General features: G+C 60.9%; 29 protein-coding genes and 1 tRNA gene. 5 read left to right on the forward strand and 25 right to left on the reverse strand.

Annotated elements, in window-relative coordinates; all coding sequences use genetic code 11:
- The first annotated feature begins 93 nt into the window (after positions 1-93).
- The 3 genes from ACF0H6_RS14905 (at position 94) to ACF0H6_RS14915 (ending at position 1932) form a co-directional block, all read left to right on the forward strand.
- Positions 94-178: transfer RNA gene (locus ACF0H6_RS14905), tRNA-Ser, on the forward strand.
- 213 nt (positions 179-391) lie between these two features.
- Positions 392-1522 (forward strand): tyrosine-type recombinase/integrase, encoded by a 1131-nt coding sequence (locus ACF0H6_RS14910; protein WP_395250371.1) that lies wholly within the window; start codon positions 392-394, stop codon positions 1520-1522.
- A gap of 122 nt (positions 1523-1644) precedes the next feature.
- A complete protein-coding gene (locus ACF0H6_RS14915) occupies positions 1645-1932 on the forward strand; it encodes a hypothetical protein (RefSeq protein WP_395250372.1) in 288 nt (95 codons plus the stop codon).
- A 47-nt stretch (positions 1933-1979) separates the two neighbouring features.
- Here ACF0H6_RS14915 and ACF0H6_RS14920 read toward each other — a convergent pair whose 3' ends face one another.
- Complete coding sequence (locus ACF0H6_RS14920; RefSeq protein WP_395250373.1) at positions 1980-2900, reverse strand: tail fiber domain-containing protein; 921 nt, start codon at positions 2898-2900, stop codon at positions 1980-1982.
- Between the two features lie 106 nt (positions 2901-3006).
- Here ACF0H6_RS14920 and ACF0H6_RS14925 point away from each other — a divergent pair, with 106 nt between their 5' ends.
- Both ACF0H6_RS14925 and ACF0H6_RS14930 read left to right on the forward strand, forming a co-directional pair.
- Positions 3007-3252 carry a hypothetical protein gene (locus tag ACF0H6_RS14925; RefSeq protein ID WP_395250374.1) on the forward strand — a complete coding sequence of 82 codons (246 nt, stop codon included), beginning with the start codon at positions 3007-3009 and terminating at the stop codon, positions 3250-3252.
- A 99-nt stretch (positions 3253-3351) separates the two neighbouring features.
- The gene (locus ACF0H6_RS14930) at positions 3352-4398 is read left to right on the forward strand and encodes an acyltransferase family protein (protein ID WP_395250375.1); all 1047 of its coding nucleotides are present in this window, start codon (positions 3352-3354) and stop codon (positions 4396-4398) included.
- Here ACF0H6_RS14930 and ACF0H6_RS14935 read toward each other — a convergent pair.
- The 24 genes from ACF0H6_RS14935 to ACF0H6_RS15050 form a co-directional block, all read right to left on the reverse strand.
- A complete protein-coding gene (locus tag ACF0H6_RS14935) occupies positions 4395-5996 on the reverse strand; it encodes a hypothetical protein (protein WP_395250376.1) in 1602 nt (533 codons plus the stop codon). The genes ACF0H6_RS14930 and ACF0H6_RS14935 overlap by 4 nt on opposite strands.
- Positions 5997-5998: 2 nt before the next feature.
- Positions 5999-6388, reverse strand: coding sequence for a hypothetical protein (locus tag ACF0H6_RS14940; protein ID WP_395250377.1), 390 nt, complete (start codon positions 6386-6388; stop codon positions 5999-6001).
- A gap of 10 nt (positions 6389-6398) precedes the next feature.
- On the reverse strand, positions 6399-7637 hold the full coding sequence (locus ACF0H6_RS14945; RefSeq protein ID WP_395250378.1) for a hypothetical protein: 1239 nt from the start codon (positions 7635-7637) through the stop codon (positions 6399-6401).
- Between the two features lie 34 nt (positions 7638-7671).
- Positions 7672-8067 (reverse strand): hypothetical protein, encoded by a 396-nt coding sequence (locus ACF0H6_RS14950; RefSeq protein ID WP_395250379.1) that lies wholly within the window; start codon positions 8065-8067, stop codon positions 7672-7674.
- A gap of 81 nt (positions 8068-8148) precedes the next feature.
- Positions 8149-9093 carry a M23 family metallopeptidase gene (locus tag ACF0H6_RS14955; protein ID WP_395250380.1) on the reverse strand — a complete coding sequence of 315 codons (945 nt, stop codon included), beginning with the start codon at positions 9091-9093 and terminating at the stop codon, positions 8149-8151.
- 11 nt (positions 9094-9104) lie between these two features.
- Positions 9105-9386 (reverse strand): hypothetical protein, encoded by a 282-nt coding sequence (locus tag ACF0H6_RS14960; RefSeq protein ID WP_395250381.1) that lies wholly within the window; start codon positions 9384-9386, stop codon positions 9105-9107.
- Entirely contained in the window at positions 9376-9816 is a 441-nt protein-coding gene (locus ACF0H6_RS14965; protein WP_395250382.1) for a hypothetical protein, read from the reverse strand. The genes ACF0H6_RS14960 and ACF0H6_RS14965 overlap by 11 nt, the downstream gene beginning before the upstream one ends.
- A gap of 44 nt (positions 9817-9860) precedes the next feature.
- Positions 9861-10943, reverse strand: coding sequence for a hypothetical protein (locus ACF0H6_RS14970; RefSeq protein WP_395250383.1), 1083 nt, complete (start codon positions 10941-10943; stop codon positions 9861-9863).
- Between the two features lie 9 nt (positions 10944-10952).
- Positions 10953-11786 carry a hypothetical protein gene (locus ACF0H6_RS14975; protein WP_395250384.1) on the reverse strand — a complete coding sequence of 278 codons (834 nt, stop codon included), beginning with the start codon at positions 11784-11786 and terminating at the stop codon, positions 10953-10955.
- Positions 11787-11871: 85 nt separating this feature from the next.
- A complete protein-coding gene (locus ACF0H6_RS14980; protein WP_395250385.1) occupies positions 11872-14958 on the reverse strand; it encodes a tape measure protein in 3087 nt (1028 codons plus the stop codon).
- 20 nt (positions 14959-14978) lie between these two features.
- On the reverse strand, positions 14979-15374 hold the full coding sequence (locus ACF0H6_RS14985; protein ID WP_395250386.1) for a hypothetical protein: 396 nt from the start codon (positions 15372-15374) through the stop codon (positions 14979-14981).
- Positions 15371-15664: a hypothetical protein gene (locus ACF0H6_RS14990; protein WP_395250387.1), complete on the reverse strand. Its 294-nt coding sequence runs from the start codon at positions 15662-15664 to the stop codon at positions 15371-15373. The genes ACF0H6_RS14985 and ACF0H6_RS14990 overlap by 4 nt, the downstream gene beginning before the upstream one ends.
- A gap of 110 nt (positions 15665-15774) precedes the next feature.
- Positions 15775-16695 (reverse strand): hypothetical protein, encoded by a 921-nt coding sequence (locus ACF0H6_RS14995; protein WP_395250388.1) that lies wholly within the window; start codon positions 16693-16695, stop codon positions 15775-15777.
- A 48-nt stretch (positions 16696-16743) separates the two neighbouring features.
- Positions 16744-17127 carry a hypothetical protein gene (locus tag ACF0H6_RS15000; RefSeq protein ID WP_395250389.1) on the reverse strand — a complete coding sequence of 128 codons (384 nt, stop codon included), beginning with the start codon at positions 17125-17127 and terminating at the stop codon, positions 16744-16746.
- The gene (locus ACF0H6_RS15005; protein WP_395250390.1) at positions 17120-17368 is read right to left on the reverse strand and encodes a hypothetical protein; all 249 of its coding nucleotides are present in this window, start codon (positions 17366-17368) and stop codon (positions 17120-17122) included. Before ACF0H6_RS15005 ends, ACF0H6_RS15000 begins: the two co-directional genes overlap by 8 nt.
- A 4-nt stretch (positions 17369-17372) precedes the next feature.
- Positions 17373-17708 carry a hypothetical protein gene (locus ACF0H6_RS15010; protein ID WP_395250391.1) on the reverse strand — a complete coding sequence of 112 codons (336 nt, stop codon included), beginning with the start codon at positions 17706-17708 and terminating at the stop codon, positions 17373-17375.
- A complete protein-coding gene (locus ACF0H6_RS15015; protein ID WP_395250392.1) occupies positions 17708-18280 on the reverse strand; it encodes a hypothetical protein in 573 nt (190 codons plus the stop codon). Before ACF0H6_RS15015 ends, ACF0H6_RS15010 begins: the two co-directional genes overlap by 1 nt.
- A complete protein-coding gene (locus tag ACF0H6_RS15020) occupies positions 18280-18423 on the reverse strand; it encodes a hypothetical protein (protein WP_395250393.1) in 144 nt (47 codons plus the stop codon). Before ACF0H6_RS15020 ends, ACF0H6_RS15015 begins: the two co-directional genes overlap by 1 nt.
- Before the next feature lie 82 nt (positions 18424-18505).
- On the reverse strand, positions 18506-19732 hold the full coding sequence (locus ACF0H6_RS15025; protein ID WP_395250394.1) for a phage major capsid protein: 1227 nt from the start codon (positions 19730-19732) through the stop codon (positions 18506-18508).
- A complete protein-coding gene (locus tag ACF0H6_RS15030) occupies positions 19733-20671 on the reverse strand; it encodes an HK97 family phage prohead protease (protein ID WP_395250395.1) in 939 nt (312 codons plus the stop codon).
- 2 nt (positions 20672-20673) lie between these two features.
- The gene (locus tag ACF0H6_RS15035) at positions 20674-22737 is read right to left on the reverse strand and encodes a phage portal protein (RefSeq protein ID WP_395250396.1); all 2064 of its coding nucleotides are present in this window, start codon (positions 22735-22737) and stop codon (positions 20674-20676) included.
- Positions 22734-23024, reverse strand: coding sequence for a hypothetical protein (locus tag ACF0H6_RS15040; RefSeq protein WP_395250397.1), 291 nt, complete (start codon positions 23022-23024; stop codon positions 22734-22736). Before ACF0H6_RS15040 ends, ACF0H6_RS15035 begins: the two co-directional genes overlap by 4 nt.
- A 10-nt stretch (positions 23025-23034) precedes the next feature.
- Positions 23035-24489 carry a hypothetical protein gene (locus tag ACF0H6_RS15045; protein WP_395250398.1) on the reverse strand — a complete coding sequence of 485 codons (1455 nt, stop codon included), beginning with the start codon at positions 24487-24489 and terminating at the stop codon, positions 23035-23037.
- Positions 24443-24748: a hypothetical protein gene (locus ACF0H6_RS15050; protein WP_395250399.1), complete on the reverse strand. Its 306-nt coding sequence runs from the start codon at positions 24746-24748 to the stop codon at positions 24443-24445. Before ACF0H6_RS15050 ends, ACF0H6_RS15045 begins: the two co-directional genes overlap by 47 nt.
- Positions 24749-24752: the final 4 nt, after the last annotated feature.

Here is a 24752-nt window from a genome sequence, read left to right on the forward strand (position 1 = left end):
GCAAGTGCAGGCCCCGTTGATACAGCAAAGTCCCGATTGGGTGATGCCGAAAATCTCGGGTACAGTGGAGTCTGCTTTTGATTCAGAAGCAATGGAGAATTCGCCTAGCGGCCTATGGCGCACGCCTGGAACGCGTGTTGGGTTAACGCCCTCGGGGGTTCAAATCCCCCATTCTCCGCGGAAAGTGCCCCTAGATCTAGCCGATCTAGGGGCCTTTTTTGTTTCGTGTTGACGGGAACCTCGGTTTTGTTGACAAGCTCCCGCTAGGATTGGTACACGAAAGACCCCGCGACGGGGGCAACCGTCCGGGGCCGTGACCGACTACAAGGAGTCGATATGGACAAGGCTAGCCCGGAATGGATCTTCGAGTGGTGGAGTAAGAGGCTCCGCCGTGGCTAGCATCCGGGAGAGGCGCAAGGCGGACGGAAGCGTGTCCTACGCTGTGCTCTGGCGCGACTCGGACACGCAGAAGCAGACCTCGCACAACCTGCCCACCATGGACGCGGCGAAGCGACTCAAGCGCCTGATCGAGGCAAACGGAAACTCCCTGAGTACCGTGGAGCAGCATCTGGAGAAGGTCGAGATAGGCGGGCCGAGCGTTGCCGAGAACATGACTCGGCACGTCGAGCTCCTGACGAGTGCCGGCCCGGATCAGATCAAGCGTTACGGTGCCGCGATAAAGAACTACTTCAGCGGGAGACTGGGCAAGCTGCCCGTGGCAGCCGTAGAGCATGAGGACGTTGTTCTCTGGGTCAAGGAGATGCAGCGCAAGACGTATCAGGGGAAGCCGCTCTCGCCCAAGACAATCGCCAACCATCACGGCTTGCTGTCGGCGTCGATGGAGACGGCTGTGCGACTCAGGCGGCGGACAGACAACCCATGCCGGGGCATCAAACTGCCCAAGGATGAGTCCACCGAAGAGAAGATGTACTTCATGACGGCTCAGGCGTCCCTTGAGATCGTCAACGCGCATCCGGAGCGCTATCAGGTATTCATGTCCTGCCTGAGAGCCACAGGGGCGCGCTTCGGGGAAGTCACAGCCTTCTACGCCGATGACTTCTCGTTGGACTCCGAGACGCCATCTGTGCGCGTCGAGCGGGCGTGGAAGCGCGACGAGAACAACCGCTTCTATATCGGGCCGCCGAAGACCAAGAAGTCACGCCGGACGATCAGTCTTCCGCCGTCTTTCGTGCGCCAAGTAAGGCCGCTGGTCGAAGCGGCGACGCCTGGACAGCACGTCTTCCACACTACATACGGCGGGCCAATCCGGCACTCGACATTCTGGGAGTTCTGGGACGCCGCCGTCAAGGCTCGTGGCTACCCCGAGGATGACCGGCCGAGGATCCACGACATGCGCCACACGCACGCTTCGTTGATGCTGGCCGGTGGGATGAGCATCTATGAGCTCTCGCGCAGGCTTGGGCATGAGAGCATCCAAACGACGATCGACCGATACTCGCATCTCGTGCCAGACGCTCACTTCCGGGCAATCGACATTGCAGAGAAGGCGCTGGAGGCCTAGCTTCACTGGCCCCCGAGCGATATGGTTCAGGAACGCCAACACCTAGCCCTGGGGGAACCGTTCAAATGTCCGACAAGCCACTTCACTCATTCACTTCACACATCGCCGGGAAGAATGCCAATGTGGCCATCTATCCGGACCGCGTCGAGTGGACTCGGGCTGGATTGTCCGGCGGCAAACTCATGGCCGGAGCGGCAACCTTGGGGCTCTCGATGCTCGCTACTGGAGTGCGCAACAAGGATACTGAGATGATCCCGGTTCGGTCGATCACGAGCATCACTTCCAAGAAGGGACTCGCGAACACCGTTGTCAGCGTTATTGTCCCGGGCAACACGATCGACTTCCGGATCTCCCATGGCGAGGCGAAGGCTGTCAAGGCGACGCTGCAGCGTCTCATGCTGGCCAACTAGTTAAACGACGATAGCCGCCCACCCGGTGAAGGGTGGGCGGCTATCGTCTATTGGGCTTGGATCGTATAAGGCGCAGGCGTGGGGATCGCTGTCGGTGGATTGTTGCAGCTTGTGGACTGCTGGGCAACGGGCGCCTTGGCGGGTGGGGTGTAGCCCTTGGATGTGGCCCAGGCGGTGAGGGCATGCAGGTCGGCCGCCTGATCCTTTACGACGGACAGCAGGGCCACGCTGAGAAGGTCGTAACGGACGTTGTCTATTGCTCCGTCAAACCATTGCACGAGCTCGGGGAAGTGTTCGGCTACCTGCTCGGCGATGAGACCGAACTCGGTTACCCCGGAGCCTTTCCTGTCGTAGATGACGGGGGTGAGGGCGAGCACGTTTGCCGGGTCGGTGTAGTGCTGGCGGACGTTTTCCTTGTACCGGATCGAGGAGGTGTTCTTCCCGAACTTGTACGTGTTGTCCACCCATACGGCGTAGTAGCTTGTGCCGCCTACGGGGTTGTTGTAGGCGTAGCTTGATCCGGTTGCGTCCGCGACGGCCGAGGTGACATCGGCCCCCGGGTGAGTGTGTGCTGAGGGCGGGAACGTGGTGGGCTTGCTCCCAATGTTGGTCCAGTCCACGGCGCCGGCACCGACTTGCACCCATGATCCCGAGTAGAGGATCTCGACTCCGTATTGGCCGGGGGTTGCGTATTGCATGAGCCCGAAGCGCGCGACGGCGGTTCCGGTGGAGTCGCAGACTTCGAACGCACCGCCGCCTGTTGCCATTCTCAGGCTCACGGTTCCGTCAGCCCGAAGCGTCTCGAGGAATCCAACGACGTCGATACCGCCAGCTTTCGGGCTGATCCCCATGGGCGCGAACGGGTTCGCCGCGGCCTGTTCATTCAGCCGCTTCTCGAGCTCCTGAATCTTCCGCACCATCCAGTCGGGGTCCGGGACGATGGCACCAAACGAACCAGGCTGCGACATGCGACCTCCTAAGGTCTTGCGAAAGAGTTATGACGGGTAGTGCACAGCCGGTCTTACTGGGCCATAAACTGATCTGGTTTTATATTCGACAGGGAAGCGGGGACATATGGGCAAGGGCCAGCGGATCAAGGCTGAGCGTCGATCAAAACGGGAGGCTCAGATCCGGAAAAGGGCAACGGAAGCTGCTCAGATTCTGATGGAGTGCCCGGTCGCCGGCAAGTTTTTCCCCACCGGCATCTATGCCGACCCGGTCAGTTTCAACGGTGGCACGTTCAATAATGTCAACGCACCCTGCCCTCACTGCGGAGCGAAGCATAGCGGCTCCGACGCTGAACTCGTGCTGGCTAACTAAACAGCGCTCGGCGGCATACGCCTTTGGCCCCTTATGATTGGGTCCATGACATTTGGGGATCGAGCTGGGGCGCGTCAAAATCTGAAATCACTGACGAGCATGCGGGCATTCGCCGCGCTGCTGGTCTTTGGATTCCATCTCAACATCCCGTACATAGCGGCGCTGACCGGCCAAGGGCGGGTCGGCGTATCTTTCTTCTTCGTCCTGTCGGGGCTGTTGCTGGGGCTTACGTGGCACCCTGGGGTCTCTGCCGCTGCTTTTTACCGCAGGAGGGCGGCACGGATATATCCGGCTTACATTGTTGCGCTTATTGCGGGTGCGGTGCTCTCGTATACGCTGCAGACTGGTCCCCGCGATCCGGTAGGTGGCGTTCTATCCGTGGTCCTGCTTCAAGCGTGGGTTCCGGACGGCGGTGTCTACTTCGCTTGGAATTCGGTGAGCTGGTCCCTGAGCGTCGAAGCGTTCTTTTATCTTCTGTTCCCATTCATCGCGCCTCTGGTCCTGTCGCTCCGTCCGCGGCGTCTGTATGTCCTGCGCGGGGTCTGTTTCGGCGTTGTCGTGATGCTTGGATTGGCCGCGGCACTGTTACTGCCGCATACCTATGAGCAGCCCAATAACTTCGCGGCTTGGGTGACGTATATCTTCCCCGTTTCGAGGTTGGCTGAATTTGTCATCGGCATCAGCCTGGTTCCCTTGGTGCGGGGGAATGTCATTCCTGTTCGCAAATGGCAGGCAACCGCGTTGCTGGGGGCTGCCTACCTGTTGGCAGCGCTGAATCCCACGGGCTTGGGGCTCGCTGCAATCACGCTGGTTCCCTTGTGCATCTTCTTGGTCCGGTTCGCTCAGGCAGACGCTGCTGGGGAAACTTCGGTGCTGCATCATGATTGGCTGGTCAGCCTCGGAACTGCCAGCTACTGCTTCTACCTTGTCCACCAGCTCGTGATTAGGCTTGAAAACGCGTATGTCGCGCCAATCGGCGGTGTGGTGCATGGCCTTGGTATGGTAGCGGCGCTGCTTATTTCTGTTGCTCTTGCCTATGCGTTGCACTTTGGCATTGAAAAGCGGATGGACCGGATGCTCAACGGGCGCACCCTGCCAACCATCCTCAATGAGGACCTGGCCCAGAGTGCGCCCGCACGCCGCTAGGTCAGGGTAACCGACCCCTCAATAGTTGCGTTCGCGGACAGCCGGAAGCCGAGCAGGTTCCCGTCGAGGTAAGGCGCGAGGTCGATGATCTGAGCTGTGTTTGCGGTTATGGAAACGGTTCCCACGTCCCGCATGTACAGTTCTGATGTCCATGTTGAGAACGTCAGGGTGACGGAAGTGTCGCAGTAGATCCGCATCTTGCCGCCCGTGTAACCAAGCGTGGGGATGCCGCCCAACAGGCCGTTCACACCTGATGCCGTTGCCGAGTATTTACCCGTTCCATCGAACAGTACGTTCATGCTGAACGGGACCTTGCGCGTCTTGATTTCGCTGATATGGATTGACGCCAGTGCGGGTGCGCCGAACAGGTAGTTGCTGTACCGGTTCGCGGAAGGGTGTTCTGTGACGCCATAGTAGAGCCTGTCACCGTGGACGGCGAGGCCGGAGAAGTGACCGCCGACATCCAGGACTTTGGTTTGCCCGCCAGGACCGATCCACAGCAGGTATGACTGCGGGTTGGTGTGTAGCTTGCCGCCCACGTTAGCAATGTAGTCAGAGGGGTCGGCGGCATTCGCTGGGATTACGAGCCCGCCCGCGACCTCCAGCGCCCCGGCACGCCAGCCGAGAGCACGCCCGAACCCGTCTACCGAGTAGATGCACAGCGGGACGAAGATTGTTGTGCCGTTGACCCGCGACCACATGTACCCGTTTTGGGTGGCGGTGACGAGGTTGCCTCCGACTTTGCCGTAACTGCCCTGGTAGACGAAGTCCGCCCCGTATGTGCCTCCGGTGATGGATGAGACGCTGGCGAGGCTATCCGAGCCTGTGGCGGCAGTAATCAGGTTGATGTTCTTGCGCGACTGGCTCTGGCGCACGGAGTACATGAAGTAGTCGTTGAAGACGACTCCCTTGTGCGCCTGTTCGGTAGTGTCGCGGTTGATGGTGAAAACTCCCGCGGTTGGCGCGGTCCCATCGTAGGAATATAGACCGGCGTGCTGGTCGCCGGCACCGGAAAGGTCAGCCCGTAGGATGTACAGCTTGTTGTTCGTCGGGACGAGTCCGCCGATTTCGGCACGCCAGGAACTCGCGTCGGCGGACTGGTCCTTGACCAGTATCTGCCAGTTGACCAGATCGCGGGTGCGCAGGAGGTAGGTGTACTTATTCAGGGACGAGAAGGACGTGCCTGACTGGACAGGGCCGGTGATGAACCCGCCAAAGTAATACCATCCACCTTCGCCGTTCGTACGGTCCACCGGGGACTGCCAGTACGTTGCTGAGTCGTAGGTGTCGCCGTTACTGATCGGGCCGGACAGCCCGAATGAGCCGCTGACCCCGTTGACACTTCCGCCCGTCCCTGCCATGAAGTCGTAGACGACTTTCTTGGTGGAGAAGTCGTAGATGTAGCCGGACTTGGAGACCGTGCCGACAAGGTGAGTCTTCCCGTCTGGCGTTTGAACGTTCATCAGCCCATAAATGCCGGAAGCTCCCCATTCGGGCCGGAGCATATCGTCCTGCGTGAAGCGCGTGGCAAGGTCCGGGTATCCATGATCCCATGCGTCCGACCGTGCAACTTGTCCCTCGATGATGTTGAAACCCATGCTTATGCCACCCCTGTTACTCGACCCGCGCTGTCACGGGAAATTGTTTTGGTTATGCCTGCACGGGTCACGGCGGTGACGCGGCCCGCGCTGTCGCGGGTATATGTCTCTGCGATGCCTGCTTCAGTTATCCCGGTCACTACGCCGCGGCTGTCGCGGGTGATCGTGCTGGCGGCGTTCGCTGGCGCATAAGTGGTAGAAAGTGCCCAGTTCGCTGCGTCGGCCGCGTATGTTGCGGGGGACGTGCCCGGGGTAATCCTGGACACCACGTCGCCATTCGGGGAGACGGCAAGAGCGGTCGCAGCGTAAAAAGTGTTGGGCGCCCACAAGATCGGGACGCCCGCAAGCATGGAGTCGATCTTTTGCTTCGTGTAGCCGGTAATGCTGCTCATCAGTGGCCTCCTAGTCGAGGGTCCATGTGCCGTCCGTGTTGTCGGTCATGTCGGGGTCAGTGATCGTCCATGTTTCGTCACCCGGGATCACGCGCGAACCTTCGAGGAGGTAATCGCCGCGGCCGAGTGAGGTGACCTCAAGATCCTCAAGAGGCCCGCTGGTGTCTAGGGCGTCAAGGATGGATGGGTCAACAAGCAGGATCGGGGTGATCTCTTTCTCGGTGAGCTCCCAGCCGATCGCGCGCGCCTTGCCGGTGAGTCCCTTCGGCCACGCGGGGGAAGTCAGGTCAAAACCGATGTCATCGCCCAGACGCCAATCCTTATTGAGCTTCGGGGCCGCTTGACGGTTAGACGTGATCGTGAGCGCCACACTGCCGCGCTTCATCGCCTGCAAACCGCGCTCAGCATGATCCTCAAGGGTCTGCTGCTGGGTGATCGACGTCGATGGCGTCCACCTGTGCTCCAGCGTCGGCCTGTTGTCGCCCGTGAACGTGTGGTGCGTGGACTGCGGCCTAGCATCGCCGGTGCCGGATGAGACGGCCATGACGTCGTTAGCACCGACGTCCTTCTTGAAAGACTCGATCAGGTGCGCGTCTGTGACGTCGCCGGGCAGGTTGAACCAGGCGGCCGGCCCAAGACCAGCAGGGGCGGGCGTTCCGAGCCTGTCAGCCGTCCGCAGAACAGGGGTGATTAGGTTGTTGACGTTCTCCCACTCGCACGTCCACTCGGGACCGCCAAGCATCGCGGAAAGGTCTGACAGCACCGTGAGAACACTCTTGTCCGAGTCGTCCCGGTATGTGATCGTGCGGAGGTTCGTGTCAGCGCCGTCGATCTGCACGCGGATCGGGATGCCGGCCTTGGCGCCGGTCTTTACGAATGCCTCGACAACGCTCTTGACGATATGGTTCTGACCGAGGTTCGTATAGGTCACATCGCCGACGTCGCGCCGGTCAAGATACCCCTCAATGGACATAAGGGAGAGTTGAACACCGCTGCCATGCGAGGTGTCCCGGTCATCGATGTACCAGCCTTGCAGCGGCGTCTGCCCGTCGTCATCAAGGCATACGATTGCGGTCGAAAGCGGACGTGTGGCAGCCCACCAATTCGACGGCGCCCCATCCAGCGGGAGTGATGCCGACGTGCTCTCGTAGCGGCCGATCGTCCCCTTGTGCGCACCCGAGAAAACGATATTCCTCAGATCGGCAAGAACCCGACCCGTGTTCAGGTCAACGGAAACATACGAGAGCACGGGCCGACCTCCTGCCTATCTGGGAATGGACTACTTAGACGGTCGGAACGGGAACGGGTACAGCTTGTTCCGGGGCCGGATCTGCAACAGGGGCCGGCGCTTCTAAGGGCGCCTGGACTGCAACGGGAGCCACGGGTTCCGGGATCACAACAGCGGCCGGAGGATCAGCGGGGGTATTCACAGTGACCGTCTCAGCCGGAATGAAGGGATTCACGACCGGAGCAGCGGCGCCCAGGGCAGGATTCGCGGGCACAGCGGCGGTTTCAGGTGAGGCCTTCGAATAAGCGTCCGGAGAACTGGTCAAACCAAGGAATGCCCCGAACCATGGCCACTGCTGCTCGAGCACGCGCACCAGCGTGTAGTACGACGCAGATAGGGCCGCGCCAACACCAGCCGTGAGCAGCACGGTCAGGGACGGCTCTACGGGCACGTGGATGAGGATGCAGCCAGGCGGCCAGTTGGCCAACGATGATCGGGGTATAGGTTCGGATGACGGATGCTACGAGAGAGTTCATGCTTTGGGTGTCCCTTCTACTTTGACGTCCACCGTGACGATGGACTCTGCGATTGCTTTTTTGATGATTGCTTCGATGTCGACCGGCGCCGCGCCGGTCTTCAGAGCTGCGATGCCTCCGAGCACCTGGACGATCCAGTTCTCCATCCAGGAGACGACCGTGCCGAGGTTGATCGGATCGCCACCGCCGCCACGATCGACTTTGAGGTTCAAGATGCTGGCCGGAACCTGCCCAACGGTCTTGAGTACGTCAAGGTGGTGGCCGCGGTACTCGGCGAGCAATTCCCCGAGGGTGTTCTTGCCGCCGTCCGGCTGGGTGACTTGGTGATCAAGTAGACGTTGAATGAAGGCGTCTTGCTGTTCTGGGGTTGCAGTCATGATGCTGAAAATGTCCTGTTCTGCCGGGGCTGTGATGCCGAAAAGCGGGGTTGGGTCGGAACGGCCATAGATCAGGCGGTTGCCGGTGGTGTAGGTCGTGTCCACCAAGTACTCGGTGTGCAGATGCGGGCCGAGTACACCGTCCCTACCTCCCGAGGAGTCGCCGGACTTGCCGATGAGGTCTCCCTCGTTGATGCTCTGGCCAACCGTGACGCCGATTTCGGAGAGGTGGCAGTAGTCCGAGAAGGTGCCGTCGTCGTGCTGGATGAGGATGATGCGACCACCGAAGCTCTGGTAGAAGTACCAGCGTTGTGAGTAGCCGCTCGGGCCGCCCGGCAGGTTCACGTCCCAGTCGGCCCAGACCACCGTGCCTGCCCTCATGGCGTAGACGGGCGTGCCGACCGGGCAGGCAATGTCGCAGCCTGCGTGACCATAAGGTTGGTAGTTGCCGTATTCCGCGACGAGCACCTGTACCTGTGAGCCGCTCATGTCGCCGACGACGCCTTCCGTGGCGAGGCTTCCGAAGCTCTGTGAGATGGGGAATTCATCGCTGACCGGTCTCATTGCGGTCTCCTTTACAGCTCGAGGTCATGTTCGGCATCTTTTGGCGTTCCGCCGAGCCCGTAGATCTGGCTGCGCAACTTCTGCGCATACCGCCTCCATAGTGGAATCTGCTTGGCGGCCTTGACCGCGACGTTGCGCTCTTCCTGCAGCTGGTCAATCAGGTTCGTGAGCGCATGGATCTGCGCGGACTCCTTCTGACTGGTGCGGGTTAGCCGGCCGGTGACCAGTGCCGCGACAACACCGCCGACAACCGTTAGCGCCGTCTTGATGACGTCCCAGGATTCAGCTGTCATCGGGACCCCCAAGATGAGAATTCCCGGACACCTTCTTCCGAAGCTCGTCTACGTCCACGGGAGGAGCATTCACGAGGCGGGAGACCGAGAGGCAAGCGGACAAGAGAGCAATGTAGATGACCGATTGCAGCCAGAAAGCGACCATGGTTCGCTGCGGGCCGGCCGAGGCTCCGATGGCCGACCATGCGTACGAGATCGCAAACACGGCCAACAAGCCGGAGAATAGGCCCATCGCGTGGGATTGGTCCTGACGGAACGCGCCGATGAACATGATCAGCCCGGCGATGTACCAAGCGACCCCCCAGAACTGCAACGGGATGATGTTGTCCAGAATGATCAGGCCGGGCGGCGGCGGCGGGACCAGGGCGATCGGGCTATAGAACGCCAGGCCGAAGACGAGTGCCACCACTCCGAAGCTGATGAGGGTCACGCCCCGGGCCCCATTGACCCGCGGCCCGCTCCTTTTCGGAGGCATCATGGCAACCTCTTGACCCGGACGACACCGGAAACGTTCACGGTCCCGGTGGACTGGTAGATCTTTGGGTAAATGATCTGGCCCGCAGCCAGTGAGAGGCTGACGGATAACGAGGTTGTATCTTCGCCGGCCGAGAAATTAACGCGCCCAAACGGGATGTTGGGGGAACCCCCGGCCGCATCCTCGATGCTGATGAACGCCCTTCCCACTGCGCCCGCGGACCACTTCTGAACAACATCAACCAGGTAAGACCCGGCATCGCGGGCCTGGATGCCGCCGTTGGCCACAATGGCCACGAAGGACGAGTCTGTCGTCCTTCCCGCTACTGGCGTGGGCGCTCCAACGCTATAGGTCGTACTTGCAAGAAGGCCGTTCGAAACTGTGGTCCATTCAGCGTTTCCGAAGTGGTCCCACGTTGCGCCGTTCCACCGCTCTAAGATCCCGGACGCATTGACCTGCGTAAGGTCCATGCGCTGGATCTCCATCCCCAGATGCGGGGTAAGAGCAGCGCGGTCGGCTACGGAATAGATCGGGAGCTTAGCGCCCGCCGACACAAAGAACTGCGGATTCAGCGTGAACGTCGGCGAACCACCACCAACCTGTGGCATGGTGATCGTCCCGACAAGGAACTCGCGCGCATTCAACGTAGGGGCAACTGGCGTCATCGATGTCGCGGCGCCGGCCCGGTAAACGAGTGGGGCCTGACGCGCGCCGGACGAGTCGCCCGCCGAGGCGTCATCCACACGGATCACGATGATGTCCTTGCGCGGATACGTCGAATCAGCAGGCGTGACGCTCCCGGAGTCGGCAGAGGGCAGTGGCGTGTAGGCGTAACGGTACGGGCCCTGAGTCGTGGACGACGCCGGATCAAGGATCGCGGCGAATTCCTTCTGAGCCGTCCATGTCGTTGAAGTGACGGCAATAACGTCACCCGGGGTGCCTACCCGGAGCCCGGAACGCGCGCCGAGCTGGCGCCCGGAGCCACCACCCATCAAGGCAGCGAAACCCTGCCGCTCATTCTGAGCCGAATACGTTGGCAGCCCGCCAGAGGCATCCATCGGTTGGCAAGTTGTTGTACCCAATTCAGCTCCTTAGGACCAAGCAGGCATTGTCAGCGCAGTGAGAAGCGCCGACGACGAATAAACGGCAGAAGAAAACGCGATGTCATTCCGGCCCGGATCAAGATCGAACCATCCGCGGCTAGTGACCCAGCCCGACCGGGGCGACTGCCCCTGAGCCAAGATCTCCCGGGCGTCCATGTCGCATGTGATGAACTCGCCGGACGCAAGGGCCAGTGACGTCGCGAAAACCAGCGTCCGGTTCTGGCCGAGATGCGTGATTGACCAGCCGCCGGACGGAATCGCACCGTCCACACGGAACCAGACAGGAGCCGACTCGTTCCCGGCGTTGTTCAGGGTGATCACACCCGACGCCGTCACGCCCGTGTAGGTGATCGGGTAAGTCGCCGGATATGTCCGGCCGCCGCTAGAAGACGGCAGCGACGTCGAAGCTGTGATCAGATTCCCGTACTTCCGAGGGTCCTTCGCTACAACCTGAAGCGAGAACATCGCCTGATATGGACTCAGGCGCTTCGGAATGACCTTGTCTTGACGCTGCACGAGCATGTGCCGCACAAGGCCTTGCTCGTTCACTCCGAGGACCGTCTGATCAAGAGACGCCTCGCTGTAAAGGAAATCCAGTGAACTGTTCAACAGCCCCGGGGTGGGTGCGCTGATCAGGCCCGACAGGATAAGAACCCGCTCCTTGTCGAACGGTTCGCTAGCCGTCACGCCACTGGCGCGGGCCCGGGGAGTGAGTGCGATCGTGGAACCGGCCGTACCCCACCCGTCCATGCTCGTGTCATCCAACACCCATTCGACGCCGTTCGCGTCAATCGTGTTGAACAGCACAGCTCCCAGACTCACGGGAATTCCCGAAGCCTGGGAGCTCGCCGGGGACACCAAACCAGCCGGGTAAGTCGGCGCCAAGGGTAACGGCATATCGAACCTCCTAAGCCCGGGCCAGTTGCTGCCGGCGCGTCACCGCGGCGGCCACGCCTTCCGGGTCATGCGTCGTGATCTGGTACGTGTCACCGCCACGCTGGCTGGAAACACTTGACGGGATACCCGCCGAAGCGGCCGCACGGGAATGAGCCGACATATCCGGGACCGCCACAAGGCCGCGCATCGTTGCTTCGATGTCAGCCTTCGTATCTTCCGCGCCAAGGATCGCTCCTTGGCCGATGTTCTGACCGAACACGCGGAAAACCCTTGACGGGGAGTGGATGCCCAAAGCCGCCTTGAATGGCTCCACGATCCAGCCGGGCAGCAGTGACAGGAAGAAGTTGCCGATCGTCCCGGCGAGGGACTTGATGCCATCGAACAGGCCCTGAACGATGTTCTTTCCGGCCTCCAGCAGCCATGTGCCAGCACCTGACAGGGCCCCGGTGATCGTTCCCCATAGTCCGGAGAAGAACCCGCCGACTTGGCCGATCATGCTGGACACGCCATTGATGATGTTCTGCCAGATTCCACCAAGGAAACCAGCGACCTGGCCGAACACGCTGCTGATGAAACCCCAAGCAGCGCCGAAGCCGGAACTAATCACACCCCACACTGCGCCGACTGCACCCGAGATGACTCCCACGACGGTGTTCCACACCCCAGCAATGAAATTCCCGATGGTGCCGAATACGTCACTGATGAATCCCCACACCGCACCGAATACGCCGCTGATAACATTCCAGATCGCGGTGAGGACCCCGGTGACGATGCCGATATACCAGTTCCAGACCCCGACAAAGAAATTGCCGATGCCGGTGAAGATGCTGACGATGAAATTCCAGATCGCGGTGATCTGGTCGCCATGGACTTTCCAGAACGCTTTCAGGATGTTCGTGACAAGCGAGACAACCCAGTTCCATGCGCCCGCGATGAAGTTCCCAATCGCCGTGAAGATCCCGACGATGAAATTCCATACCCCGGTCACGCCCGCGATGATGGGTGCGATAAACATGGCCACGCCGGCAGAGACGACACCAGCTATGACGCTAAAAACGCCGACCAGGAACGAAACAATGTTGTTCCAGACGCCAATGAAAAACGATCCGATGGCGCCGAGGATCGACCCGACAATTCCAGCCACCCAAGTCAGACCGGCCATGATAACGGAGCCGACGATCTGAAGGGCCCCGCCAACAACGGCGACAATGGTGTTCCAGATCCCACCGAAGATGTTCCCGATGCCTTCCCAGACCTGCGACCAGTTCCCGGAGATAATCCCGGTCACCACCTGGATGATTCCCATGATGATCTGCATCACGGACGTGATAACGCTGGCGATAACGCTGAACACGGTCACTACGACGGGCATGAGCGCCTGAATGATCGGCATCAACAAACCGGCGATCATCGCGATCACCGGTCCGATGGCCTGCAGCAGCGCGCCGAAGATCTTAACCACCATCGGCATGACAGCGGAGATGAGCTGCATGAGGATTGGCGCTAGCTGGCTAACCAGCGTGGCCGCGAGCGTTACTATCTGCGTGATGATCGGAACCACGATCGGGATGAGCTGCGCGAACGTCCCGTAAAGCATCGTGATTAGCTGGATGATTACTGGCAGAACCGTGGCAAGCACCTGACTGAACACCGATACGAACACGCCCTGTAGCTGCGTGAAGACCGGTAACAAGGCCCCCAGCGCCGGGACCAGAACGCCGCCGATCGACGTCGCCAACTGCACAAACACGCCAAGCAGTTGCGGTAGAAGCGGCTCAATGGCCTTGAAAATCATTTGAACCGGAGAAATAGCCGACCATAGCGCGAAGAACTGGCCGACCAGTGGTCCGAGAATAGGCCCTATGTTGACGAAAGCGTTGTGGATCCCGTTACCGAGCTGCCCCACCATCGCAAGGACGCCGCCGCCGCCAACATCGTTCGAGCCCGTCTTGAGTCCGTCAAAGAAAACACTGGCGCCCGTTTTGGCCTGACCGAAAGCGGCATGCAAACCATTGCCAACCTTTGCGGCCAAGCCATCAATGCCGCCCTCAGCCTCATTGGACCCCGTTTTGAGGCCGTCCATGAACACCTGAGACGCTTCACGTGTAGTGGAGAAGACCCCGAATGCCATAGCGCCCCAGTGAGCGAGTGCCGATTGGTTTGACCCGACAGCGTCAACACCATTCTTGAAGCCTGACGTGAAATCAGTCACCGCAGTACCGATCGCGGAGAAAGCACCACCAAGCCCTGAAGTGAGAAGGTTGATTGCCCCCGTGATCTCAGGCTTCAAGGCGTTCAGTGTCCTGGTCAGGCCGCCCTGAATCGTTGCCTGAAGGTTGCCGATCGCACCTTCAAACGTGGTCGTGGACTTAGCGGCCTGAACCGCGCCATCCTGCATGCCAAGCTGCTCGATAGCAGCATTGAACTCATCCGCCGTGATCTGCCCGTTTGCCATGGCGTCGTTGAAGTTGCCGGTAAACGCCCCGGCGTCCTTCATCGCGGTCTGGAGCTTCCCGGCCGCGCCGGGGACGGCTTCTGCCAACTGCATCCAGTTCTGCGTCTGAAGCTTCCCGGCACCCGTTGTCTGGGTAATCGCCAAAGCCACAGACTTGAACGTGTCAGCGTTACCACCGGCAACCGCGTTCAAGTTACCCGCAGCCTCGGTCAGGCCCTCGTAATTCTTGACCCCGTTGGCCGCAAGCTGCGCGGTCGTGTTCTGGATTGTCGGCAGGTCATAGACCGTCTGATCGGCGTACTTCTGAGTCGCCTTCGTAGCCGCGTCAATCGCGCTCGTGTCCAGGCCGGCGAAGTTCATTGTCGCCTTGAACTTGTCCGTCGCGTCACTGGCAGAAGCGGCGTCCTTCACGAACCCCGTGAACATGCCACCCAGGCTGCTCATCGCATTCGAAACAAGGTTGCCGATCGCAACCCCGGACACGATCCGCCCGATACGGGACAGCATGCCCGTGCCGATCTTCTCACCAGCATCCGAGCCGGCCGCAGCCGCGCCCGGGCTCAACTGATCCGTGATGGCCCTATTCGCACCCTTCAAAGAAGGAACGAGAGACACGTAAGCGGTAGCGAGCTCGGTAGACATGGATGGGCCTCCTAGGCGGGTTACGGCTGCGGCCAGCCGAGCTTCTTGTTCATTTCCTCAATGGAAACGGCTTTACCGCCCGCGATCTGCTCGCCGTCGAGGCCGCGCTTATTGACGCCCGGGCGAGGCAACAGCTCCGGGCGTTTTGCCCGCTCGTCGCCGGCGCGCTGCCAGTTGCCCGCGGCGAGAACGTCCACAGCAGCCGCGAGAAGGTGCTCAGACAGGCCCCACATGTCCGCCTCACCATTCATGGCACGTGACAAAGCAGATCCGCGGGGAGACTGGCGCACAATCGCCAGAAGATCTCCCCAGGCGAGGCGCTCGGTCCCAAGCCATCGAAGCCTGAGACCGAGCGCGATCAAGTCATATTCAAGGGGCTCCTGATGCTCATCGATCAGGCCCAGGAGCCCATTCATTCCCCCCGCTGAGCCCCAAGGTGCTTGAAGAAGTCAGTACTGAGCTGGTCGAACTCCTTATGGGAAAGGTTGTCGATCACAGCGAGAGTGTCTTCGTCCGCGATCAGTTCGATGATCGTGAAGAACACGTCAAGGTCAGTGCCGTTACGGTGCTTGCGGAGGAAACCGGGGGTGATGCTCTCAAGGGTCGGCTTGAACGTGTACGTCTCGCCATCGTGGTCGAAACTGAAGCACTCCGAAACCTCGGACGTCTTGGACTTGTAGTCTTGCGGCTTCTTGGGGGTAGTCATGTCTGCGGACTCCTTGAAAATGGGATGCGGACCAATAAAAGGTGGTGCGGCGGGCCGGGGCGGGGTCCGCACGACAACCCCGGCCCACCGGTCAAAAGGGGACTCAGGCGTTAGAGAGTCACGCCGTCATCGGTATAGGTGTAGAAGAAAGCGCCACTGGCGTCAGGGAATGCCTGAAGAGTGGTCACAGCAGCAGCAAGCGAGTCATCCTTGAACGTGGTGTCGCCGACGTCCATGACTCGGCCATTCGGGACCACGACGCGGACCTTGGCCGAATCGGAGAAAATATCGAACACCCAGACCTTTTTCGGGGTCGGGGAGGACGTCGCAGTGATCTTCAGGCGCGTACCGACCGCAGTCGAATCCACGAGCGGAACCGTCCCCGCAGCAGGGGTCTTGGAGCCGCCATCCGAATAGGTCGTCGGGGTCGTGCCCAGAGTGTCAAGGAGCTGCTGAGTGCCGCCGTTGAGGGTGACATAAATCTTCGTGCCGGTCGCGCCCGAAGGAGCAGCACCGATCGTGAAGGAGTTCACCGAAACTGATCCGGTCGATACGATCAGCACCGTATTCGAGCCAAGCGATTCGCCGAACGCGTTCGTGTACGTCGCCTGATAGACGCGCGAGCCTGCGGTGAGCGTTCCACCAGTTGCGGCAGACGAACCCGCCGACAGAACCGGCGGAGTTACCTTCGCGGTCGGGCCCTGCGAAGTCACGTTCGCATCGCCGTAAATGAGGCCCTGAACGATGGCGTTCAGGAACTCGGCCAGCTCCAGTTTGATCGTGACGTCCATGCCCTTGCGGGTAGCGGCGATCGTGTCGCCGCCCCAGGCATTGATCGTTCCGGTGTTGCGCTTCTCCGACTTCACAACGCCGCTATCAGCGACGTAGCCGCACGCGGTGTAAGGATACTGGCCGGTCGTGGTGAGCGGGGTACGCGCATCCGTGGGGAGCGTGGCGCCGATATTTGCTACAGAAACGCCACCGGTAACCAGCGGCTTGCCGACGACGACATTGTTGATGTTGTTGCCCATTAGGGGTCCTTCCAAGGTGATTTGCGGACCCCTTGGACATTTCGTGAACTACACCGTGACGCCCTGGCCGCGAATGCGGGCCTGAATCGTGAACGTGTAGCGAATCTGGGTGGACTGCGGATCCGGCAGATACGCCGGCCCCGCAAGCTCCTTGACACCGAAGACCAGACCGTCAGCGGCGCCAAGCACCGCCCGGGCCTGATTTGCGATCTCCACCGCCCGGGCCTTCTTCTGCGCCCAAGCCTCAATCGCAAGGATCGGAGCCTCGGAACGCAGCGTCTCGCGAGGCCCGCCCGTACGGATCACGCGAACAAACTCATTCGGCCTTGTCGCCGGAATATCAGCGACCACCGGCAACCCGCCAAGCAGCGGGTTGCGCAACAGGTTGCACACCGCCAACTCAGCATCAGGGAACTGGACGCCCTCAGCCACGGCCAGCCTCAAGCGCCCGCAGAAGCGTCCTGTTCGTCGCCTCAGCCTCACGAGCCTTATAGTCGCCAGTGCCGACCGATACGCGGGCGCGTGACGGAGTGTTCGACTCGGTCACGTCCCAAGTTCCAGCGCCGGCCGCAGCGGCGATCCTGTTGCCGCGGCGCTTTAGGTCGGCCTTCACTTCAGGGGACCTCAGAAGTGCACGCGCAGCCTCGTCATTGATCTCGACCTTCTCAAGCATCGGATTAGCCCTTCCTGACCTTCAGGTGAATGACGACGTGTCCCATCCGGCCGGACCAGACATCGGGTTTCCCATCGACGTCGTAAACGACACCTTGGAACTTGACTCGGTCGTACTCTGTGACGTCCGTGCCCGATGGGGCGTAGACCGTACCGCCGACCTCTGAGAAGTCGCGGCCGATCAAGTATTCTGTGGAAGCCCCGGGCTGGTAGTCGCATCCCTTCACGTCCCGCTCGGTGGGAGTTAGTGACCAGTCCGGTTGATAGGTGGCCGAGTAAGGTTCGAAGCTCGTAGTGACGCGCTGGACAGTGATGGTGTCAGTACCTAGACGCCGCGCCATCAGGCGATCCTCGCAAAACGGATACCGTCAAGCGTGATCCGCTCAATAGCGTTGAGGTCATCCGCGGTCAGTGAGTACTTGATCTGCCGCATACCCGTGCGCTCCATATCAACCCCTGTCGGCGTGGCATAGAAGCGTGCCGCCATGCTCACTGCAACACCCTGGATGTCATCTGGAACCGTGACGTAACCATGGTCGTAAGTGACTCGCCATGAATCCTCGCCGCACGGCCACTGCACGAAGGCGTAGGGGTTCGGCTTGATCATCCCCCGCGAAAGCAATGGACGGTACGCGGACGCACTAACCGTGGACCACGCCCCCGACTGCCAGTCGTAGATCTCCACCAGCGACACCGCGTTCACGGGCCACTGGGACAGAAAGACCTTGCCGGACAGTGGAGTACACAACTCGACATCCCCTGTCACAACCGTGACGGTTTGGTCGAGGTAGCGGCGAATCACTGCTGACGCCTCGGCGAGAAGCTGAAGCGCTACCGGGTCAGTGTCCGCGATGGTCTGCTGAAGGAAGTTGCCGAGCTGCGCCGGCGTAGCGAGCGGCGCCGGCGCGGGCATCAGGCGTCCTTCGTCTCAGCTACGGCAGTAGCCTCAACCGGGGTAGCTTCCTCGGCAGCAGTGACAACCTTGGTCGTAACCTCGGATTCGCGCTGCTTGCCTGTGACTTCCTCGTAATCCGAGACGTAATCGATCGGGGCCATCTGGTCCTCCTTAGGAGCGGTACTAGAGTTTTGGAAGTGCGAGGGCGGCGACTCGAGGTCAAGCCGCCCCCGCACAAGCTCACTACGCGGTGAGCGTGACCTTGCCGAAACCAGCCGGGCGCGGAACCGTCAAAGCAAGACGCTCGGTCGCGAGCAGCGTCACGATACGGGACGTGAAGTCCGTGCCGTCGCTGTTCGTCATCTCGAGGTTGATGCCCTGACGGCGGAAGATCTGACCGCACTCCTGGAAGCCACCGACAAGGACGGTTCCCTGAGCAATGGCCGAAGTGACCACGGTCTTGAAGCCCCAGAGGTTGTACACGTTGGACGGGCCAGCGTTGCCATAGGCCCCAGTGAACGGGCCGCCAGCGTAGTACTGGCCCTGCGCGTCCTTGCCGAGGCGGATCGTCTGCCAGTCGGTCGGGTTGATCACGATCGCGTCCGGCTCCACGAAAGAGGTCGAGCGCAGCGCCGTGATCTGATTGAAGATGCCTTCCATGGCCTTCACGGCGGTCAGGCTGGCCGATGTCACAACCGCGGTAGCGAGGCCGGAGCGCCCGAGGATGCCGACGAGATCCGGTGCCGGGCCGGTGGCGTTCAGGAGCTCGGCCTCTTCCTTGCGCTTGAGGCCAAAGGTCATGCGGTTCTCAAGGTAGGACTGGAAAGCCTCGGCGTCCTCGATCAGCTCGCGAGTCTGCTTGGAAGCGTTCGCGATCGTGGACACGTTGTCCTGGCGACGGGTGAGCGTCAGGTCCAGGACGGGAGCTGCAGCGCCTTCAGAGACGGCCGCGGTCGTGTCATTGAATGCAGCTTCAATGACGTACGAGATCGAGGCATTCGAGGTGGATCCCTGAGCGAGAAGGTCCGCAACGGTGAGCTGCTGGAACTTCAGCGGAACGATGCCCTGCTGGAACTGCGGAGTCAGAAGCTGGCCCGCGTTGCCGGAGCCACCGGAGTAGGCGGGGATGATGCCCTCGGTCATGTTCGTCTTGAGCTCGATATTCGCGCTCTGCGAGTCCTTCCTAATGAAGGACTTGTAAGCGGCCGAGTCGGTGACCTGGTGGCCAAGAGACTTGAAGTCAGCCTTGCGCTCGGGATCCTTGGCCTCAGGAGCGGAGTCGCCACCGGAGATCAGGAGCTTGGCCTTCTCGTCCACGGCGATAACATCGCTGAAGGACTTGAGGTCCGACTGGAGAGCGTCGAGCTTAGTCATCTGCTCGGCCGGGGTGATCGAGGTGTCCGCAAGGACCGCCTTTGCCTTCGCGGAAAGTTCCCGCATGCCATTCTTTGCTTCGATGACCGAGGTCATTTAGTCCTCCTTCAGAGGGTTAGAAATGATCAGGTCAGCCATGAAATTGGCCGCCTTCGTCAGTACTTCCTCGGAGGTGACTTCGACAACGGGGGCATTACCAGCGCCGGAACCGGGGGCAGATTTCACTGCGCCGGGTGCGGGGGCGGGATCAGCGCCGGAAGCGGCATCGTCCTCGTCAGGGTCAGGGATGCCGAGAGCATCCATGAGTTCATCCACAACCGCGTCAGCGGCCTGGATGAGTGCAATTGCCTGCGCGACCTCGGCAGGCAAACTTGTTGGGTCAACACCGGAGAGCAGGTCAATGGCCTGATCGATCGCGGCGTCAGTCGCCTGAATGAGCGCGATCGGATCGGAGGCATCCTCGGTGTCAGCATCCTTGCGACGCAGCGATTTAGCCGCGGAACAATCGGCCCCGAGCGCCGCCGAGGCATCATGGATGGACTGAATCTTCTCGGTGTCAGCGGAGCTATTGCGCGCGCCGGCCTTGAGTCCGCGCACCTCGAGGATCGCTGCTTCGCGGTTCGACGGGATGGCAACCACGGCGGCGTTCAAAAGTTCCCGCATTCGGACCGTCCTGCCGTCCTTCTGCGTGGCGGGGTCTGACATGAACGCAACGGATGTGCGGTCGATGTGGCCCTCAGCCATTAGTGTCCGAACTTCCTGCCCCAGCGGCGTGGAGGCGAACGTGCCAGAGATCCGAAGGTTGCCATCGTCATCAATCCACGGCCTGGCCGATCCAATGGTCCCCTTGACGGACATCTCGTGATCAACATCCACGGTGATCCGCTCAGGCAGTGGCATCTTCCACTCGTCCGGCTGGAGCGTATCCCCATCCCTATCCTTTGTGGGAGCGGAAAGAATGGCCTCGAAAGTGCCGGGTCCATCCTCGAGCGAAGGCGCCTTTGTGATCCGAGCATCCTTGCGGGTTACGTTCATGATCATTTCTCCTTGGAAAACTCGAGCTCGCAAGTACAACCCGCGACTTCATCAGCGCCGCCCGACACATCGCCGGGCCCGCGCATTCCGTTGCTGAAAACCCCATTGAGGGGTGCGGACTCGCCGCTCATCGCTTCATGCGACGGCCGCGGATTCTGGCCGGCGACAACCCATGTCTTGGTTTTGCCGCCGTTTTGGCGGGCCGCTGCATGGCCGGCCTCGAGAGACACGCTCGTGACTCTCGAAATGGCCATCTGTGCGATACGCGCCGCGATCAAGCCGATGAATAGGCTCTCAATAGCGCCACTCGGGTCACCGTCAGCGCCGTCCAGAGCCTTCGTGACCTCTGCCGCCGTCGTGCCGTTGATCGCCGCCGCCGAAGCATCAGCGTCCGCGGAGATCCAGTCAGACAGCTCGTCAGGGTCGTAGTCTCCGCCAAGATCCGAAGCGACCTGAGCACCGATCGTCCGCGCCGTGGCAGCAGAAAGCGAAGAGAGGACTTTGCTCAGTTCCGCGTTCCAAGCGTCGCCGTCCAATTGCTCGACGCCATCAGCCTTCTTGCCCAGAGACTTGTCGATCGCGGTTCGCTGGCTATCGAAGAACTTTCCGATCTCCTGCTCGTGCATTTCGATCAGCTTCGACTTCAACGCCGGCCGATTACCCTTGGCCCGCGAGAGGCGTCCCATGATTGAGCGAAAGGAGCGCTGCCCTTGATCCGGCCCCTGGCTGGGCTTAGCCGCGCTCGGGTCAAGATGGGGCAGTCCAGTCGCCGGATCATCCGGAACTGTCGCAGCGCCAGCTACAGGCGGGCGCGCCGTGCCGAGCTCTACGAGTGCGGCGTTCGCGAAGACCTTCTCCATGAGTGGATCAGTGGACTTCTCAAGACCCACAAGCTCACGCGCCTCGTTGCCGGTGAAGATCCCGGAATTGCGGAGCGTCACAGCCTTGTCAGCGCGCGTCTCGAAGTCGCCACGCAGAACCTCGGTCAGATCGAAGCGACCCTCACGCTCGCCGTCCGCGAAGAACTCAGACCGCAAGTCCCGCCCGATCACCGACTCAAAATCAGAGAACCGCGGCGTCATCGTGTCCCGGTAAACAGAACGCATCTGCTCCGTGATGTTCGAGAACGTCGCCCGATCAAGGATGTGAACCGCGGGAGGTGGGAAGTCGTACACCATGCAGGCTTCCTGCATGTTCAGTTTCCGCGACTCGATGTACTGCATTTCCTCGGCGGAAAGCTGGATAACCTGGGCTTCCATGCCCTCTTCGAGGACCACCGTGGAGCCAGCGCGATCCGGTCCGGCGGCGACAGCATCGAACTGCGCCTTGAGCCGTTCGGCGACAGCCGTTGAAACCTTTGCGGGGTGCTTGAGCAGCGTCCCGGGGCGGGCGCCGCGCTGCCAGAATGACGCATTCGCACGGCGTGCTGCATCTTCACTGAACAGTGTGGATCGGAGCCCTTCAAGGCGAGACAGGCCGCGCATGAGGTTGTCAGGGTTGTAGCGCAGGAATGCTACAACATCCTCTTCCGGCGCACGCAGGATTCCCGCCGAGGCGATGCCCAGCGTGAAGACGTACTCGAGATTGCCATTGCCGTCGCGGTGGACCATCGTGCGCGAAGGGTGCATCGGCAGGAGATTGACCACGGGGCCGGACTGGACCGGCTTACCATCGGCATCAAGGCTTTGATCGCGACGCTGCTTGTACCAGAACGCCTCGCCGTAGATCTCATAGGTCGAGAAGGTCCACCGGTAGAAGTTGAACCGGGACATCGCCGTGCACGGATTCGCAAGCAGCCTCGCGAATGGTGAATCGACATCAACGAGCTTCCCGCCGCCCGGGGTGGGTTGCCACGACTTCATCGGGATCCGGGCCGCGCTGGCTGAGATCTTGTCAACCAGCGTCATGATCGACGGCTGGGCGCGGTACAGGGCCGAATAGCTGGCAAACGAATTCGCCAACCCCAAGCCCTGATTCGGGTAGAAATAGCCATTCGAAAGGAAAGGTGTCGTCTCGCCCAAAGCCTGGGGAGCGAAACCGAGAGGACGGCCACCGGAGAGAATCACTGGCTACCTCCAGGTTTCTGCATATAGGCGACCTTGACGCGGTCCAGATAAAGCTCACCGTCAATCTGATGACGGCTCACGGCACCCTGCTTCTCATCCAGCGCGACAGCATCCACGAGCACCAGCACGCCGCCACGACTCGACTTCAGCAGGCCGTCAAATGCCTCACCCGTCGTCAGTGTCACCACGTACCGCTCAAGGACTGGGAGCGCCCGCCAGAAGCGCCAGGCGACTATGACGCCGACCGCAATGAGCCCAGAAATAACAAGCGCGAGAGTGAGCTCCACGGCGGTCCTCCTAAAGGACCAAAAGGCCCTCATTCTCGTACTTGCTGACAAACTCGGGTTCGGGAAGTTCGGCACGCCAAGCGGCCAGGGAGGCAGCTTCAAGCGGTGAAATGTCGGCCTCGGACTTCTTGCGCCCGAGCGCGAAACGGTCACCAACCTCGCGCTTCACGGCGCCAACAAGGGCGGCGTCCAGCTCGGCCGCGTCCACGTGGAAGAACTGCCCGTCACGGACCCTCGACTCGAGATTGGCGAACGCATCCAGCACGTCCCCAGTGGAAGCGATATGTAGCCTGACGCTGGCCTTCTCAAGGTGCGGTATGAGGACGGCGCCAGGACCGCGGCCGTCAATTACAACATCGACGCCGAACGCCTCCTGAAGCGCCACACAACGATCCACAACACCCTTAGTGCCGGGCCCGTGATGCAGCGACTTCACCCACGCGCCGCCCTCCGAATCCATGGAGCCGGCGACGATAGAAGAATGCGCGAGGTCAATCGAAACAGCCACCGCCAGCGCGCCGACCTTCAGGCCTTCGGGGCGGGCCGTCTTGCGGCCGTTCTCCCAGGCTTCCGAATCGAACAGGGTCACACGGGTCTCGCTGTCCCAGATGCCGCGGGCTTCACGATCAAAGGAGCCGGGCGTGTTCAGCGCCTTCTTCATCCGGAGCATGGCCGCGTCATCGGTGCGGGAAGGGTAGGACGGGTTAGCTTTTGCCCACTGCTTCCGGTCGTTCTCGTTCGTGCCGGGATCAGCAGAGAACTCTACGTAGACAGTGTCATCGTCCTCACCATCAAGAGCCTCTTTGCGCTTGCCGGCAAAGATCTCGCCCGGGTCTTTCGGCCGCGGCGGGGTGCCAATGAAGAACAGTAGCGGATTGGGTGAGACGTTCGTCGCCGGAACCATGTCCTCGACAGCTGCTTCGGTGAGGATCTGAGCCTCATCGAAAACCTCGATGTCAACGTTGTCGAAGCCGCGGCCAAAGCCGCGCTCCCGGGCGCCGAACATGATCCGAGAACCGTTCCGGAAGTAGATCACTTCATCGCTAGAACCAGTCGTCACCTTGAGGATATGCGGGGCGATCCGCTTTTTTCGGGCGAACGCTTGAAGCTTGTTGAAGGTCTCGCCGGCGGTCTTCATCCGATGCGCGGTCCATAGAACCGTCAAGCCGGGATGAAGCAAGCAAAGGCAGAACACGATAAGGGAGATCAGGTAGGTCTTGCCAACCTGCCGAGGGATCGAAAGGACAACGCCGCCGATGCCCGCGGCATACTTCCCATTAGCGCGCTTGGCCAGCGCAAGCTTCCCAACGCCCACCTGCCAGTCATCGCAGCCAAGGCCAAGCTCAGATGCCTTCTTGAATACCGATGGCCACGCCGTAGAGACAATCCCCTTCGGGACAACCACATGGCGGGCAATCTCAGATAGCTTCCGCGTCCCAGGCTTCGTCTGCTGCAGGTCCGGCATTCTCGATCGCCTCCTGCTTCGCGCTCTGGTCGTGGAGCCGAAGCTCTTTATCCAGATCACGTAGCTGGCGCATCAGGGGGGCTAGTGCGTGCGCAGGAACCCCACTGTCGATCTCGGTCGCGACCCTGACTCGCATCATGACGAGCAGATCGCGCTCCGAAAGCTCGGTGGCCTCAACAAGAGTCTTAGGCGGGTCTTTGCGGATAGCCTTCGCATCGGCTTCGGTGACTACCTTCAGAGGGTTCTTTCTAGGAGGCATGGGA

Source organism: Arthrobacter sp. NA-172, from assembly GCF_043952055.1.
GTDB lineage: Bacteria > Actinomycetota > Actinomycetes > Actinomycetales > Micrococcaceae > Arthrobacter.